Genomic DNA, 17,236 nt, shown 5'->3' with positions numbered 1-17,236 from the left:
CCGGTCTTCCCGGCAACTACTGTAAGGAATGTCGTAAAACTGTCAGCCGGAACCACCGGAAGAATGAAAAACGCTCCTTGGCATACGACAGGGAAAGCAATTATCCGGTAATTACCTCTACGGAAGATCCCACGTTGCGGCGGGAGCTTATTCTGCATGCCCTTGAAACCGTAGCTGCCAGCATTGAACGGAAAAGGCGGAAAGTCCGCGAATCGGAATTTGAATACGAACCGGATGCCGAATCCCGGTCCGGCTCAGCCTTTGAATCGGGGTCAGCCTTTGAATCGGGGTCAGAATTAAAATCAGAATTAGAATTACAATTACAATTACAATCAAAATCAGGACCAAAACCAGAATTAGAATTGGCCGACTGATTTATAAAAACAATCAATAGTATGGGACGAATAAAACAAGGGCTTGACTATTTCCCTTTGAATACCGATTTTATGCACGACCGTGTCGTGCGCCGTGTGATGAAGCGTGAAGGCGATTCCGCCTTCACAATCCTGCTCTATACCCTGTCTTATCTATATTCTGGCGAGGGTTATTATATTCATGTCGACGATGACTTCTATGACGAACTCTCCGACCAGCTCTTCTGCACGGACAACGATAATGTCCGCCAGGTGCTTCGTCTGTTTGTGGAGTACGGTTTCTTCGATTCCTCGCTCTACGAACGTTACGGCATCCTGACTTCCGCCGACATTCAGCGGCAGTTCCTTTTTGTCACTAAACGTCGCAGCCGCCGTCATATTTCTCCGGACTACTGCCTGCTGCCGGATGAGGAAACCGCATCCTCCACCCTTCCGGATACTGTTGCAGAAACCCCGGATATTGTAACGCAAACCCCCGATACTGTAACAGAATCCCCGGATACTGCAACAAAAACACCCTCCTATAAAAGAAAAGAAAAGGAAAGGAAAGAAAACATCCTCCCTAACCCTCCTTTGCCCAAAGGAGGGGATGAGGAAGAAAAGGGAGGAGATTCTTCTAACAGAAAACCGGCGAAGAAGAAACGCGAACTGACCCAGTCGGATATTGACCGGATGCAAGCTCCTGCCGACGGGCATCCGCGCAACCTTTCCGGACTGTTGGACAACCTTCGCCTCTATCGTATCCCTCCCTCCGAACAGTATGCAATCGTGCTGAAAAGTAATTACGGAGAAATCGGAGGCAAGGTCTGGAAGGGTTTCAGCGTCATCCGGGCAAGTGCCGGAAAGATCAAACTGCCCGGTCATTATCTGTTGAGTATCCTGAATAACTGAATGAATAAGGGTTATGATGCCGTTATGCTTCATAATGCATTGTAAATAAGCGGTATATAACAAATATTCATATTAACGAATTTATTAACGCACATTTTCAAAATCTCTTTGTCAATCGGAAATAAGGCCTTATATTTGCATTGTCGATAAGCTTAAAGACACAGACGAACTAGAATTATTAACAACTAAAAAACTATTACAATTATGCCAGTATTATACAAACCCTTCCAGTCAACTCTGGAAGACCAAAAAAGCGGTAAAAAACTCTTTTATCCCCGAGTAGTACGTTCGGGAAACGTGGATTCCGCACAACTTTCGAAAGAAATAGCCGCCTACTCTTCCCTCTCTCCTGGTGACGTGAAAAACACGCTCGACAACCTGGTGACGGTGATGACGCAACACTTGCAATCTTCGGAAAGCGTAAGCGTCGACGGTCTCGGCACCTTCCGCATGGTGATGGTGGCTCGTGGCAGAGGTGTGGAAACCTCCGACGAAGTGTCGGCTGCACAGGCTACGCTTACCGTCCGCTTCCAGCCGGCGACTACCAAGAACCTCGACCGCACTACGGCTACCCGTTCGATGGTGACCGGTGCGAAGTGTGTCCGCTATGACAAACTCGTTTCCGATGCGGGTAGCGCGGAAGGCGGCAACTCCGGTGGAAGCGACAAGCCCGGTGGAGACGGTAATGAAGGGGACGGAGAAACGCCCGATCCGGCTGCATAAATGACGTCACGGCAGTGTAGTGTACACAAAATGTAAACGATAGACTTCGTAGGCTTAACTGAACATTTGGCTTATAACTGAACATTTGGCTTTTAACTAAATTAGAAATCATCCACTAACATGCGAATTATCAACTTAATCGTGGTGCATTGCAGCGCCACGCGGGGAGATTCTACACTCTCACCGGAAGCTTTGGACTTGATGCACCGGCGCCGCGGGTTCAACGGAACAGGCTATCACTACTACATCCGCAAGGATGGAACAGTGTACCTTACCCGGCCCGTGGAACGCATCGGAGCACACGCCAAAGGTTTCAACGCTCATTCGATAGGTATCTGCTATGAAGGTGGTCTGGATTGCCGGGGACGCCCGGCAGATACCCGGACTCCGGCACAGCGCTCCACGCTCCGGCAACTCGTCGGGCAGCTACAAGAGAGATTTCCCGGCTGCCGGGTGTGCGGACACCGCGACCTCTCGCCGGACTTGAACGGAAACGGTGAGATAGAACCGGAAGAGTGGATTAAACAGTGCCCGTGCTTCGATGTGGCGAAGGAATTCAAGGATTCCGGAGAATTCACGGCACAGGCGGAGAACACGGAAGAACACAGAGTAACACAACACATTAAAGAACAGAAAGGAGGTAAATTATGGCAATGAAGAAATCCGTATGGGATATGATCCTGAAAATGGTTATCGCAGTGGCTTCGGCCGTGGCTGGCGTTTTGGGCGCTAATGCGATGAATCTGTAATTATGGTATGAAAAAGCAAAAGGATGAAAAGTCATATAGTAATAATATTTATATGCTTTTCACCCTTTTAAAAAACAAATTTAATAAAATGAATATGAGTAACTTATTGGTAAAAAAACGAATGGTAGTAATATGTATGTTATTGCTTTCATCTGTTTTCTCGGTTTGTGGACAAAATAGTAGTATGCCGACCGTCGAAAGCACATTGGATATCCTTTCTTCTATGTTTCGTAAAAATGATGTGGTAGATACGGATTTATATACGGGAAGGGTGAGTGTGGATATTCCGCTATATACATATAAAGATCAAGATTTTGAACTTCCTATCCGGCTTTGTTATTCATCAGCGGGATATCGTCCTTGTAAAACTATTGGTCACGTTGGGCTTGATTGGTATTTAGAATGTGGTGGAAGCATTACAAGGAAAATAAATAATGTTGCAGATGAAGGTCATTCTACATCTAATTGGTTGAGAGGGTATGAAGCTTTTCATTGTTTATATAAATCACCGTTTGATTATGATCGATTATTACAAGAGGGAAAAACTGAACTGGATTATCCGTCATACCCATTTGGCTGGAATTCAATTGAAACAACCCCTGATGAATTCAATTTTGACTTTCTGGGATATAAGGGTACATTTTATTTGGGACCTGATACTATTTATATTGCACATACTAACTGTCCTAGAGGTGAAATCAAAGTAGAACTTTTACATGAACAAGTTTCCATTTATAACACTTTAGTCTTTAAAATAACGACAGGTGATGGATATGTGTATACTTTTAAAGATTCAGAACCTGAAGTTCAAGAGCAGGCAGGATATTATGGTGGGGATTTCTCTAAGAGATTTTTGGGTACAAATTTATCTCAAGTGCCTACATTAACTTGGCAATTGATAACAGTAGAGGCTCCTAATGGTCGTCGTGTCCTTTTTCGATACAAGGAAAGGGAAGATAATGATATGACTCAAGATTGGTATTATCAAGATTTTGAGTGGGGAATTGGATCAATAGTAGATAATGGGATGCGTATAGCGCATACTTGTTTGAATACAGTTGAACATTTTATACCATTAGATAGAATTAGTATAGACAATACATCGATTTCATTTGAATATAGTTCACGAATCCCAGAAAAATGGCATGGGGAAAATTTGCGCACTATTTCTAAACTTTCATCTTTAAGAGTCGAATGTCATGGAGAACTTGTCAAACAATGTAATTTTACATATTCTTATTCTAACATGAAAAATGATTCTTTTAGACCTGTATTGTTTTTAAAAAAGATAGATGTGACAAGTGACGGAATTTATTCGTTTGATTATTATAATGAAAACGATACGTTTATACGTCTTGGTGGCGGATATGATTTTTGGGGATATTGTAATGGCGATTGGGATGCAAACTATCCTCATTTGCATCGTGTTGACGAAAACTATGTGGAAACAATTAGAAATTATGAAGATTATGGTCCTCGCTTCGACTATACTCGAAAAGGGATGTTGCAAAAAATAACATATCCAACTAAAGGATATACAAAATTCTATTATCAACAGAATGATTATGACGCTAAAGTGACAAAAGATCTGACTCATAATAATGAGACTTATTTAAAAGAAGGATATTTTGGAAAGACAACCGGTGGAGTAAGAATATCCAAAATCACAACTTATACTAATGACAATGATAGTATTTTCCGTTTATTTGATTATCGAGTGTCTGATCAGGACGGTGCGCGATATGGTTTGTCCGGTATTCTATTACATGATCCTCGTTTTCATCAAATAGTACGCGATTTGCAAGGTAATATTGTTCAAAGGCGTTTTTCAATGAAAGGTGATTATATTAAAACCCAAGATGAATCGCATATTTCTTACCCTCAGGTGTTCGAAGACCTTTCGGATGGAAGCTATTGGCAGTATACATTTAGTAACTATCGATTGTTGCCGGATTTGCCTTATGATAAGACAAAAACTAGATCTATATTGGATAGTGACTGGAAATTATCAGAGCGTCGCCCATTGCATATTAATGAATTTTATGCAAAATATGACTCCCGTCATACTCAACGGGGAAAGTTGATAGAGAAAGCTGCTTACAGTAAGACAGGGAAATTGAAATATGTTGAAAAGTATATTTATGATTACACTAAACCCCTTTCGTATTTTGTGACTATCGCCAATGCTTATTCTTATCATTACCAGCAAAAAACGTTTATAGATGATTATCCATTAGTGAGAATTGAAAAAATATATTATCCGGAAAATGATTCTGAGAAGCAATATACGGAAGTCACCCGCTTTACTTATAATAAATTGGGGCAAGTTATAAATAAAGAGGTTGAGACATCTGACGGTAAGTGGATTTCGGAGAAAAGCCAGTATGTTTCGGATATTCCGGTATCGCAGAGGACAGATGCCCAAAATAAGATGTTGGCGATGAATATGTTGAGGTATCCAATCCGTACACAAACCTCTATATCAGGCAAAGGAGTAATTGGCGGAAGTTATGCTAAATATGCGGTGATGGATAATGGTTTACCTGTGATATCTGAACATTGGAAACTGGGGACTTCTTCTCCTTTGCCAATCCCGGATTTCGCGTTTGATTCTTTTCTTTATAAGGAGGATACTTGTCAATACGATAATTGGGGACGTTTGATTGGAGTGGTTGATCAGAATGGACAGGTTACTACTTATGTATGGGGCTGGCTTAATATACTTGCGGAAGTCAAAGGTGCATCTCCACAAACCGTAATGGCGAAATTACAACCAAGCGAGGATTATCGTGTACCCTTCAAGGGAAGTTCTCTCAACGGTTTTCATGAAGAGTTCCTGAATAGTATACCTGGTGCTACTATGGTTACGTTTTTTGCGCACAAGGAACTGGTTGGTGTAACCCAAATGAAAGATACTTCCGGGCGGTCTACATTTTATCGGTATAATGATGACGGCGAACTGATTAGAGTAGAAGACGAGCGTGGCTATAAATCACTAGAATACGAATATCATAAAAAATAGAAAGTCATGAATATAAATAAAAAATATATAGTTATCTTTTGTATGATGGCCCTGTTATCTGTTGTTGTACGGGCACAGGACGAACAAGTCTTCATATCTGAAATCATGTATGATAGTCCGTTGAATGAGAGAATTGCCATAGGTATGGACTACAGCAATGGGGAATACATAAAAGTTTCTAATTCTTACATGTATCCGGTGGATTTGAGTGGATGGATACTCTCTGGCGGAGGTAAAACGGAACAACTGAAAATTGCACAAGGAACGATTATTCCTCCAAAGGGACACATTCTTTTTGCCTATCAACATAAGGATAAGAATACGAAGCAGCTTTTTACTCTTGATCAGCTTTATCCAAATTTGATTCCTGCCGAACCTCTATTACAGATAATTTATCAACGCAAAATTATTTTGAGTAATTCCGGTGAATCTGTAGTCTTGAAAGATAACACAGGGTTAACGAGAGATAGTATTTATTATGATGGCACGTCAAATCCTGATAAAGCAAACCGTTTGGAAGCTGCTAACTCTCACGGTTCGCCGGGTTATGAATGTTTCTCTTTGCAACGAATTGAAGTAGACTTTGATACCCGTTTTTGTGCCAGGACAGATAATGCCCACTGGATGAAGGCTATAGTTAAACCTTGCGGATTTGCTATTTCTTTTGTGCCGCCAGTGTGGGGAACTGACAAATCTATGCCTTCTATGGAGCATAATTATGTGCAAGTACGTAAATTTACGTCTAGTGATGGGGCATGTTTTCTGGATGAAGTACATTATTATGATGGAATGGGACGTCCGACGGAGAAAGTGCAACGGCAAGTTACTCCCAAAAGACAGGACTTGGTGTTTCTCCAGGAGTATGATGGCATGAACAGATTGTCTGTGACTTGGTTGCCGACTGCTTCGATTGGCAATGGTGCTTTTGTTACCAAAGAGCAATTGAAAGTAAAAGCTGTTGCGCAATATCACGATCAAAACCCCTATTCGACAAATGTGTACGAAGATTCGCCAATAGAGAATATTGTTACAATATGTGGAGTGGGGCAGAATTGGTATGAAAATCAGAAATTTATTCATCAGGAGCGTTTGGTAAATGATGATAGTTTGTTTCATTGTAGTCATTTTATTCCAACTGCTGTGGGAGTGTCTAAGGCAGGAAGTTATGAAACCGGGCAATTATCTGTTTCTCGTCAGGAAAATGAGGATGGTTCTTCGTGTTTCGAATTTCGTGATAAGTTAGGACAACTTTTACTCACCCGGCAGATATGTGCTGGAGAATCGCATGATACATACTATGTATATGATGAGTGCCAAAACCTGGCTTATGTATTACCACCATTGCTTGTGGATAACATAGGAGATGGTTTGGTAGATGATGCGGAATTAATGAATCAATATGCATATATTTATAAGTACGATAAACGGAACCGCTGTTGTAAGAAACGGCTGCCGGGATGTGATTGGATTGTTAATGTATATGACAATGCGGATAAGCTGATTCTTAGTCAGGATGGAGAACAACGAATGAAGGGTATTTGCCACTTCTTTTTGTATGACTATTTTCAACGTCTGGCAATAGATGGTTATTGCCAAATGCCGTCTGACGAAGAACTGGCTTTTATACAAAGTGCTTCGATGAATGTAACACCTCGTAGTGCCGAACAGACTATTCTTCCGGTAACTATGGATACTGTTCTTTACAATACATATTATTATCTGTTACCTGGGCTTCAATTAAAACAGTTACAAGCAGTTTCTTGCAATTATTATGATAACTATGACTTGCTGGATCATATAGAATATAAGAATCTAATGTCTTATTGGATAGAAGATGCGATTTTTCAAACTCGATGGGAATGGGGAGAAAACTCTGATCGGGGACTGCTGACCGCACGCATAAATGGTGTTATGGGAGAGGCTGTTCCTTCCTGCTCTTTTTTCTACTATGATTATGAAAAACGCCCTATACAGGTGAAGTCGATGAATAAAGATGGGACAGACTTTCAGGTGGAATGTATTCAGTATGATTTTACAGGAAATAAAACTTGCGTGTTCTCTAAATATTGGAGTACTGCCTATGCTGCTGCCACCGGAGCAATGCCGGAAGTGACAGAACGTTATACGACTACTTATGATCATGCCGGAAGAATGGTCGAAAGGAAACATCGGTTAAATAATGGAGAAGAAGTATCACTTTGCCGCAATGAGTATGATGAATTAGGAAGATTGAAGGCTAGTACATTTCGTAATGATTTGGATTTGAGAATGAGTTATGACTATAATATACGTTCATGGTTGAATAGTGTGCAAAGTACTCATTTCACGCAGCAACTTTTTTATGAGAATAAATTTGAGCCGTTTGGAGGAACTCAGCGACTTTCGTATTCAGGGAATATATCAGGAATGACTTGGCAATTATGGAAATCAAATAACGAAGAGTATCAGAATTACTCTAGAGGATATACATACAGTTATGATGATAAATCACAACTTATTAATGCAAGATATTTTGAAGGGAATGATAACTCTTATGCACCAGATAATGCGTTTTTTAGTTCTGATTATCAATATGATAAACATGGGAATATGCTATCTTTACTTCGTATGGGGAATGTTGACTATATAGGAGATGAAGGGGGGACTATTGATGATTTACAGCTTTCTTATATTGGAAATCAATTACAAAAGGTTACAGATGAACAAAATTTTTCAGGTATTTGTCCTGAATCAGAGGACTTTAAAGATGGTGCTAATTATTCTGTTGAATATCAATATGATAAAAATGGAGCTATAGTTGCGGATTTAAACCGTGGCATCACTAATATTGAATATAATTATTTATCTTTGCCTGAGTCGGTGAAATTTAGCAGTGAAGAAATGACAGGTAGTATTGATTATGGATATACTGCGGATGGAATCAAGCTTTGTATTATTCATAATGTAGATTCTATTCAAGGAAATTCGACTAGGACTATTACTCGATATGTTGGTAACAAAATATTTGAAAATGGTCATTTAAAACGTATCCTTCTAAATGAAGGGTATATAGAAGGTGGTAAATATTTCTTCTATATAACAGACTATTTGGGTAATAACCGTGCAGTAGCCGGGCCGGATTCTATCATTCAGCAGATGCATTATTATCCGTATGGTTTATCATATGCTGAAAGTGTAGGTATGGAAGTCCAGCCTTATAAGTTTGGAGGCAAAGAATATGACAAAACTGCCGGTTTGAATATATATGATTTTGGTGCTCGTTGGTACGAACCGGATTTAGGACGTTTTATGACATTAGATCCAATGTGTGAGAAGACATACTCATTGAGTCCATATCATTATTGTAGTAACAATCCGATAAGTAGGGTTGACCCAACAGGAATGTCTGATACTGGTTATACAATTGACGAAAATGGTTATCTTGAAAAAGTAAACGATGAAGGAGGTGAAAAGTATGATGTAATATATAAAAAAGATAAATATTCACGTAAGACAATGACAGATTATGACGAGACCGGTAATCTGACAGGGATAAAAATTAGCAAGGGTATTTTGTCTGGACCGGAGGGAAAGAATATGAGTCCTAGACCAATTACTGGAAGAATATATAGTCAGGATGGGCATGCAACAGGAGCAACAATAACGAACCATTCTTATGTGATATCAAGTGATAAAGAGTCTCTGAAAATCATGAATTTCTTAAGTAAAAACACTAATGTGGAATGGGGAAATGTTTATATGGGAAATGTACAAGGTAATAAAGTAAATCTACTTCAAACAAGTCATGAATATGGTACAATAAGTCTTGGAAGCTTTCAGATAAACAGATATGCTCGTTCTGGTTATCAAGTTATAAGGGCAGACCATAGCCATCCGGATGGTAAAGTGGCATCAGAAAGTGATAAAGGTAATGCGAGAAATATATTACAGCATTCTCCTAAAACAACTTTTAGGATTTTGTTTAATGGCAGATATTATGATTATACAAAGAACGTATTTAATCCATAAAATAGAAAAGTTATGAAAGTGTTAGTTTATTTATCGCTTGCAATTTGGGTAATAATAAACTTTGCCGGATGTAAATCCGGCGAAGAAATCATCCGGTTCAAACCTTACAAGCCAAAGGATTATATCACTAAGGAAATAAAGGTATGCGAAGTAAAAGAAAGGCTGTATCCGATACTGGATTCTATAATAATAAAGGCAGAAGAGTGTCCTATGTATCAAAATTTAAAAATGAAAACGGCATTTTCTTTTTGGATAAGTCCGGGTGATACTCTTACTATCAGCGTTGTCTATTCGCCTAAATTTAGAAATCATGCCGAATGGACGGATGCTATATTTTATTATGGAGGATATGACTTTTATTGTGATGGTTTTGCCGATTCTTTTTTAAAAGATACGGGTAGAACTACAACTATCTCTTGTATTGACCCAAAGAAATATCAATTTGAGATGCACTTTCGGGGAGACATGGATATGTATTGGACATATTCATACGAGAATGATCAAATAGTTAATATAGGATATGGACATTGTTTGGAAAAATAGTGTCTTACCTTGATATAAGTTGACAGTTATTGAATATTAATGGCTACTCTAACATAAAGTTATCGACTAATATGTTGGAGTAGTTTTTTCTTAGGTTCTATTTTTAAGATTAACTAGATAGGAATGTCTGAACTTTATTCTAATGGTAAGAATTGCATGATAAGATAATAGCTTCGAATTTCAATAAGTCAGCATAATCCACATAATTTCTTAGTCTTTTCCTCATTTATCCTATATTTCTTCATAGATTTCTCCCCTTTTTCTTTCTTTTTTCTCATAAGAAAGAATATATTTGTACCTAAGTTAAACGAAAACAAGAGTATGATATGATAACAACCCAGTTGCTTCGTCCTGAAAGCATTGTTGTAGTAGGGGCATCGAATAATGTACATAAGCCGGGTGGCGCAATATTGAAGAATTTGATAAACGGAGATTATCAGGGAGAGCTTCGGGCGGTGAACCCGAAAGAGAAGGAAGTGCAGGGAGTGCCTGCTTTTGCCGACGTGAAGGAGCTGCCTGATACGGACTTGGCGGTATTGGCTGTGCCTGCCGTGATGTGTCCCGGTATTGTGGAAACATTGGCTAGTACAAAGCAAACTCGTGCGTTTATCATACTTTCTGCCGGATTTGGCGAGGAAACTCATGAGGGGGCGTTGCTGGAAGAACGAATATTGGAAACAGTCAATAAGTACGGCGCTTCACTGATTGGTCCTAATTGCATCGGTTTGATGAACACCTGGCACCATAGCGTGTTCAGCCAGCCTATTCCTAATCTGAATATGAAAGGAGTGGATTTAATCTCCAGTTCCGGTGCTACGGCGGTATTTATCCTCGAGAGTGCCGTAACCAAAGGCTTGCAGTTCAATTCCGTCTGGTCGGTGGGAAACGCCAAGCAGATTGGTGTGGAGGATGTACTGCAATTCATGGATGAGAACTTCGACCCTGAGAAAGACTCCCATATCAAACTACTCTATATTGAAAGTATTCAGAATCCGGACAGATTATTGTTTCATGCTTCTTCCTTGATAAGAAAAGGATGTAAAATTGCAGCGATAAAGGCAGGAAGTTCGGAGAGCGGAAGTCGCGCGGCTTCGTCACATACGGGAGCTATTGCCAGTTCCGATTCTGCTGTCGAGGCTTTGTTCCGTAAAGCGGGGATTGTGCGTTGTTTCTCCCGTGAAGAACTGACTACTGTTGGCTGTGTATTTACTCTGCCTGGATTGAGAGGAAAGAATTTTGCCATTATCACTCATGCCGGAGGGCCGGGAGTGATGCTGACAGATGCACTAAGCAAAGGCGGATTGAATGTGCCGAAACTCGAAGGTGAACTGGCGGAAGAACTGAAATCGCAACTCTTCCCCGGTGCTGCTGTTGGAAACCCGATTGATATTCTTGCTACGGGAACTCCCGAACACCTGCGCCTCTGCATTGATTACTGCGAAGAGAAATTTGAAAATATAGATGCCATGATGGCTATCTTCGGAACACCGGGATTGGTCACCATGTTTGAGATGTATGACGTGCTTCATGAGAAGATGCAGGTTTGCAGCAAACCGATTTTCCCGATCCTGCCTTCCATCAATACCGCCGGAGCGGAGGTTGCGGCATTTTTGGCGAAAGGACACGTGAACTTTGCAGATGAAGTGACACTCGGGACGGCCCTTTCGCGTATTGTCAATGCTCCTAAACCGGCAGTCCCGGAAATAGAACTGTTCGGAGTAGACGTTCCGAGAATTCGCCGCATTATTGATTCTATCCCTCAAGATGGATATATCGAACCCCACCAGGTACAGGCTTTGCTTCATGCAGCCGGCATTTCTCTTGTAGATGAATTCGTTTCGGATAACAAGGAAGAAGTAGTCGCTTTCGCCCGCCGATGTGGTTTCCCGGTAGTGGCAAAGGTCGTTGGCCCCGTACATAAATCGGATGTTGGCGGAGTGGTATTGAACATCAAAAGTGAGCAACATCTGGCTTTGGAGTTTGAACGTATGATGCAGATTGCTGACGCGAAGGCAATCATGGTGCAACCTATGCTGCGAGGTACAGAACTCTTTATCGGTGCGAAGTATGAAGAGAAGTTCGGGCATGTAGTGCTTTGTGGTCTGGGAGGTATCTTTGTGGAAGTATTGAAAGATGTATCTTCCGGTTTGGCTCCTCTTTCTTACGAAGAGGCTTATTCGATGATTCATTCTTTGCGCGCCTATAAGATAATCCAGGGGACACGCGGACAGAAAGGAGTGAATGAGGATAAATTTGCGGAAATTATAGTCCGTCTGTCTACCTTGCTCCGATTTGCGACAGAAATCAAAGAAATGGATATAAACCCGCTTCTGGCTACAGAGAAGGCTGTTGTAGCTGTCGATGCCCGTATCAGAATAGAGAAATAAGACGATTTTTTCATTCATTGAGACGTATTTATCATCTTCCCGTTGTTATTTTGCCTACATTTGGTAACTGAAACGGGAAGATTGAAAACACGTATGTTATGAAAAAAGCACTGATACTTTTACTCTGTTTTATTTGCTACCAGATAAGCTGCCATGCACAAGTGGCGGACGATCATTATTATTTCAAAAACCTGAGCGTGCAGAACGGGTTATCCCAAAATACAGTCAATACGATTCTGCAGGATAAACAAGGGTTTATGTGGTTCGGTACGAAAGACGGGCTGAATAGATATGACGGTCTGTCGTTCCGCAAATTCAAGCACGATGACCGCAGCCAACGAAGCATCGGCAACAACTTCATCACAGCGCTTTATGAAGACGAGAAAGGAAATATCTGGGTAGGCACGGATGTGGGGCTTTATATTTATTATCCGGAAAAGGACTTCTTCGAGCATTTCACCAGACTGAGTGTGGAAAATACGAAAATAGAACATACCGTGACTGCAATCTCCGGCGACAATCAAGGTTGTGTCTGGGTGGCGGTAGAATCTCAAGGTCTCTTCTGCTATGAGCTGGAAAAAGAGAAACTTCGGAACTATACGTTAGAGAATTTCTCTTTTCTTACCACCAATGTGCAGACTTTCGCCTTTGATAATAGCGGAACCCTTTGGATAGGCTGTTATGGTGACGGTCTTTTCTATTCGAAAGACCGTCTGAAAACGCTCCATCCATATATCTCTCCGATAGATAATAAAGAAATCTATGCGAACGATGTAGTAATAAGTCTCGTGAAAGGGGCATACAACTGCCTGTATGTCGGCTCTTTGAAAGGCGGAGTGAAGGAACTGAACCTGACCTCAAACAGATTGCATGATTTGCTCTTGGCAGATGAGAACGGGGAATCTGTATTTTGTCGTGAACTGCTGGTGGCTTCCGACAATGAGCTGTGGATTGGCGCAGAGTCAGGACTTTATATTTATAATCTCCGGCTGGGGAAATTTGTTCATTTGCGCAGTTCGATCAATGACCCTTACTCTTTGTCCGATAATGCTATTTATTCGCTGTGCAAAGATCGTGAAGGTGGCATCTGGATTGGTTCTTATTTCGGCGGCGTAAACTATTATCCCCGTTTCTATACGAATTTCGAGAAATATTATCCGAAAGGGACAGAAAACGGGCTGCATGGAAAGCGGGTACGTGAATTCTGCCAGGATAATCAGGGAATCTTGTGGATTGGTACGGAAGACGGCGGTCTGAACCGCTTTAACCCGAAGACCAAGACTTTCTCTTTTTTCACGCCGAGCAATGCCTTTACGAACGTGCACGGATTGTGTCTGATTGGCGACCATCTTTGGGTGGGAACTTTCTCGAAAGGGGTGAAAGTGGTGGATACACGCACGGGAGCTATTGTGAAAACATACCGGAAAACAGATTCACCGCGTTCTTTGATAGATAATAGTGTTTTCTCTATTTGCCGGACAACGACGGGAGATATTTATTTGGGCACATTATTCGGCCTGCTGCGTTATAATAAGCAGTCCGACGATTTTGACCGGATTCCGGAACTGAACGGCCGGTTTGTATATGACATCAAAGAAGACTCCGGTGGAAACCTTTGGCTGGCAACTTATGCAAACGGTGCTTACTGTTATAATGTGAGTGAGAAGAAATGGAAGAATTACCTGCATGATGAAAGCAATCCGAAAAGCCTTCCTTACGACAAGGTAGTGAGTATCTTCGAGGATTCCCACCGGCAGGTTTGGCTCACGACACAGGGCGGCGGTTTCTGTTTGTTCCATCCGGAGACGGAAACCTTTACCAGTTATAATCTGGCGGACGGATTGCCAAACGACGTCGTTTATCAGATTGTAGAAGACAAGGACGGGCTTTTCTGGCTGACAACTAATAATGGCTTGGTATGTTTCCAGCCTACCACCGGAGCTATGAAAGTATATACCACTTCCAACGGTTTGCTGGGCGACCAGTTCAATTATCGTTCAGGTTTTGAAACGGAAGACGGTACAATCTATCTGGGAAGTATCGACGGTTTTGTGGCTTTCAATCCCAAGAACTTTTCAGAGAACAAGTCGCTTCCGTCTATCGTGATTACAGATTTTCTGCTCTTTGGCAAAGAAGTGTATGTAGGCGAACCAGGTTCTCCGTTGGAGAAGAGCATCACCTTTTCCGACGAACTTGTACTTCAATCCAATCAGAACTCTTTCTCTTTCCGTGTGGTGGCACTGGACTTCCAGGCTCCGAGAATGAGCAAGATAATGTATAAGCTGGACGGCTTTGATACAGATTGGCTGACGGTAGGCGAGAGTCCTATTGTCACTTACTCCAACCTGCGGTATGGCGATTACACTTTCCGGGTGAAGGTTTCCAATAGTGACGGGGTATGGAATGAAGAAGGAATAACCTTGAAAGTACATATTCTTCCGCCTTTCTATCTTTCCGTCTGGGCTTATATTGTGTATGTATTGTTGATTATAGGTTGTTCTGTTTATACATTCCTCTATTTAAAACGACGGAGTAATAGAAAGCATCGCCGGCAAATGGAGAAATTTGAACAGGAGAAAGAACGCGAAGTATATAATGCGAAGATTGACTTTTTTACGAATGTGGCTCATGAGATACGTACTCCGTTGACTTTGATAAAAGGGCCGTTGGAAAATATCATACTGAAGAAACAGGTGGATATGGAAACCCGCGAGGACTTGAACGTCATGAAGCAGAATACGGAACGGTTGCTGAACCTGGTTAATCAATTGCTCGATTTTCGTAAAACGGAAAGTCAGGGATTCCGACTGAACTTTGCGAAGTGTAATATAACGGAAGTACTGAAAGAAACGCATGTGCGCTTCACTTCCCTTGCCAAGCAGAAAGGGTTGGATTTCACCCTGCAGATGCCGGAAAAGGACTTTTATGCCCATGTTAATCAGGAAGCATTTACGAAAATCATCAGCAATTTGCTGAACAACGGGGTGAAATATGCGGAAAGTTACGTGCATATATCGCTGGAAGTGCCGGATAAGGACGGAGGAAATTCATTCCGTATCTGCACGGTGAACGACGGGGTAATCATTCCTGATGCAATGAAAGAGGAGATATTTAAGCCTTTTGTTCGTTTCAACGAGCAGGAGAATGGAAAAGTAACTACCGGAACCGGCATCGGACTGGCTCTCTCTCGCTCACTTGCCGAACTGCATCAAGGGACTTTGACTATGGGAAAAGGGGAGGAGAATAATACTTTCTGTATGACTTTGCCGATAGTACAAGATACGACAATCACCCTGACATCGGAAGTAGAAGTGGAAACTGATAAAATGAATGAAGCTCCTGCAGAACAAGCAGTAGAGAAGGATAACCGCCCGACTGTGTTGGTAGCGGAAGATAATCCGGATATGCTTGCTTTTGTGGTTCGTCAACTGTCGAAAGATTACACGGTGCTGACAGCTACCAATGGCGCGGAAGCATTGCGTGTACTGGACGGCAATTATGTGAATCTGGTGATAAGTGATGTCGTGATGCCTGTAATGGATGGCTTCGAACTGTGCAAGACGATTAAGTCGGATTTGAATTACAGCCATATCCCTATCATACTGCTGACCGCGAAGACTAATATACAATCGAAGATAGAGGGAATGGAACTGGGGGCAGATGCTTATATTGAAAAACCTTTCTCTGTAAAATATCTGCAAGCATGTGCTTCTAATCTTATTCAGAATAGGGAAAAATTACGTCAGGCTTTTGCAGAGTCTCCTTTTATAGCTGCTAATACAATGGCCTTAACAAAAGCTGATGAGGAGTTTATTAAGAGGTTGAACGAAGTAATCCAAATTAATTATGGCAACCCTGAATTTAGCATGGATGACATGGCAGATAACCTGAATATGAGCCGTTCTAACTTCTATCGGAAAATTAAAGGAGTGCTGGATCTCAGCCCGAATGAGTTCCTTCGTCTGGAGCGTCTGAAAAAGGCTGCTCAACTGCTGAAAGAGGGTGAAAACAGGGTCAATGAAATCTGCTATATGGTAGGATTTAATTCACCGTCCTATTTTGCAAAATGTTTCCAGAAGCAGTTCGGAGTGTTGCCAAAGGACTTTACGAATGTAAAGGAGTAGCGGTTTGCTTTTGAGTAGAAGTGTTTTAATAATGCTATGATGACTGGGCAAAAGATAATGTGGTTCATCGTGCTGGTATGTTGGTTCAGCACAAATCTTTTATATGCCGGTGGAGTTGCACGATGGACTATCGCCTCACCGGATAGTATTTATTGGAAAGTAAACGGCGCTCATAATGACCATATTGAAATGAGTGGTTTGAAAGTTTCGACCGTGTTGCGTTATGGTGTTAATGCAGCAGGGGAGTGGGTGATTGACCGGAATATGATTCTGCCGACTTTTCGTACCATTCCTAATGATACTCATGGGAGTTTGCAGCATCATTTCAATGGAGACTGGAGGGTGTGTCAAAAGCTCAAAAACGCCCTCAATATAAATCAAAACTCGCAACTTTAGTGAAATACACTTAAGCTGC

General features: G+C 41.5%; 11 protein-coding genes. All 11 read left to right on the top strand.

The window, feature by feature from the left end; genetic code table 11:
- Window positions 1-374 (top strand): hypothetical protein (locus NSB03_RS17475; RefSeq protein WP_257466537.1); only part of this gene is annotated, 374 nt, incomplete at its 5' end.
- A gap of 21 nt (window positions 375-395) precedes the next feature.
- Window positions 396-1,265, top strand: a complete 870-nt coding sequence (locus tag NSB03_RS17470; protein WP_024988899.1) for a DUF4373 domain-containing protein — start codon at window positions 396-398, stop codon at window positions 1,263-1,265.
- 204 nt (window positions 1,266-1,469) lie between these two features.
- Window positions 1,470-1,988, top strand: coding sequence for an HU family DNA-binding protein (locus NSB03_RS17465; RefSeq protein WP_242358889.1), 519 nt, complete (start codon window positions 1,470-1,472; stop codon window positions 1,986-1,988).
- A 120-nt stretch (window positions 1,989-2,108) separates the two neighbouring features.
- Window positions 2,109-2,645: an N-acetylmuramoyl-L-alanine amidase gene (locus tag NSB03_RS17460; protein WP_024988429.1), complete on the top strand. Its 537-nt coding sequence runs from the start codon at window positions 2,109-2,111 to the stop codon at window positions 2,643-2,645.
- Window positions 2,642-2,737 (top strand): smalltalk protein, encoded by a 96-nt coding sequence (locus tag NSB03_RS17455; RefSeq protein ID WP_159102157.1) that lies wholly within the window; start codon window positions 2,642-2,644, stop codon window positions 2,735-2,737. The genes NSB03_RS17460 and NSB03_RS17455 overlap by 4 nt, the downstream gene beginning before the upstream one ends.
- A 7-nt stretch (window positions 2,738-2,744) precedes the next feature.
- On the top strand, window positions 2,745-5,759 hold the full coding sequence (locus NSB03_RS17450) for a hypothetical protein (RefSeq protein WP_128824473.1): 3,015 nt from the start codon (window positions 2,745-2,747) through the stop codon (window positions 5,757-5,759).
- 6 nt (window positions 5,760-5,765) lie between these two features.
- Window positions 5,766-9,767, top strand: a complete 4,002-nt coding sequence (locus NSB03_RS17445) for a DUF6443 domain-containing protein (protein WP_024988431.1) — start codon at window positions 5,766-5,768, stop codon at window positions 9,765-9,767.
- Window positions 9,768-9,779: 12 nt separating this feature from the next.
- Window positions 9,780-10,310, top strand: coding sequence for a hypothetical protein (locus NSB03_RS17440; protein WP_024988432.1), 531 nt, complete (start codon window positions 9,780-9,782; stop codon window positions 10,308-10,310).
- A 326-nt stretch (window positions 10,311-10,636) separates the two neighbouring features.
- Complete coding sequence (locus NSB03_RS17435; protein ID WP_257466536.1) at window positions 10,637-12,697, top strand: acetate--CoA ligase family protein; 2,061 nt, start codon at window positions 10,637-10,639, stop codon at window positions 12,695-12,697.
- 98 nt (window positions 12,698-12,795) lie between these two features.
- A complete protein-coding gene (locus NSB03_RS17430; protein WP_024988433.1) occupies window positions 12,796-16,821 on the top strand; it encodes a hybrid sensor histidine kinase/response regulator transcription factor in 4,026 nt (1,341 codons plus the stop codon).
- Between the two features lie 36 nt (window positions 16,822-16,857).
- The gene (locus NSB03_RS17425) at window positions 16,858-17,217 is read left to right on the top strand and encodes a hypothetical protein (RefSeq protein WP_371826234.1); all 360 of its coding nucleotides are present in this window, start codon (window positions 16,858-16,860) and stop codon (window positions 17,215-17,217) included.
- The last annotated feature ends 19 nt before the right edge of the window (window positions 17,218-17,236 follow it).

Origin of the sequence: Bacteroides acidifaciens, from assembly GCF_024623065.1 — a bacterium.
Taxonomy (GTDB): domain Bacteria; phylum Bacteroidota; class Bacteroidia; order Bacteroidales; family Bacteroidaceae; genus Bacteroides; species Bacteroides acidifaciens.
The sequence above is the reverse complement of the archived record's forward strand: the minus strand, read 5'-3'. Positions and strand labels throughout refer to the sequence as shown.

Bases quoted from the DNA above. Each gene is read 5' to 3' on its own strand.
- NSB03_RS17470 (WP_024988899.1), top strand. From the start codon at position 396: ATGGGACGAATAAAACAAGGGCTTGACTATTTCCCTTTGAATACCGAT.
- NSB03_RS17465 (WP_242358889.1), top strand. From the start codon at position 1,470: ATGCCAGTATTATACAAACCCTTCCAGTCAACTCTGGAAGACCAAAAA.
- NSB03_RS17460 (WP_024988429.1), top strand. From the start codon at position 2,109: ATGCGAATTATCAACTTAATCGTGGTGCATTGCAGCGCCACGCGGGGA.
- NSB03_RS17455 (WP_159102157.1), top strand. From the start codon at position 2,642: ATGAAGAAATCCGTATGGGATATGATCCTGAAAATGGTTATCGCAGTG.
- NSB03_RS17450 (WP_128824473.1), top strand. From the start codon at position 2,745: ATGAAAAAGCAAAAGGATGAAAAGTCATATAGTAATAATATTTATATG.
- NSB03_RS17445 (WP_024988431.1), top strand. From the start codon at position 5,766: ATGAATATAAATAAAAAATATATAGTTATCTTTTGTATGATGGCCCTG.
- NSB03_RS17440 (WP_024988432.1), top strand. From the start codon at position 9,780: ATGAAAGTGTTAGTTTATTTATCGCTTGCAATTTGGGTAATAATAAAC.
- NSB03_RS17435 (WP_257466536.1), top strand. From the start codon at position 10,637: ATGATAACAACCCAGTTGCTTCGTCCTGAAAGCATTGTTGTAGTAGGG.
- NSB03_RS17430 (WP_024988433.1), top strand. From the start codon at position 12,796: ATGAAAAAAGCACTGATACTTTTACTCTGTTTTATTTGCTACCAGATA.
- NSB03_RS17425 (WP_371826234.1), top strand. From the start codon at position 16,858: ATGATGACTGGGCAAAAGATAATGTGGTTCATCGTGCTGGTATGTTGG.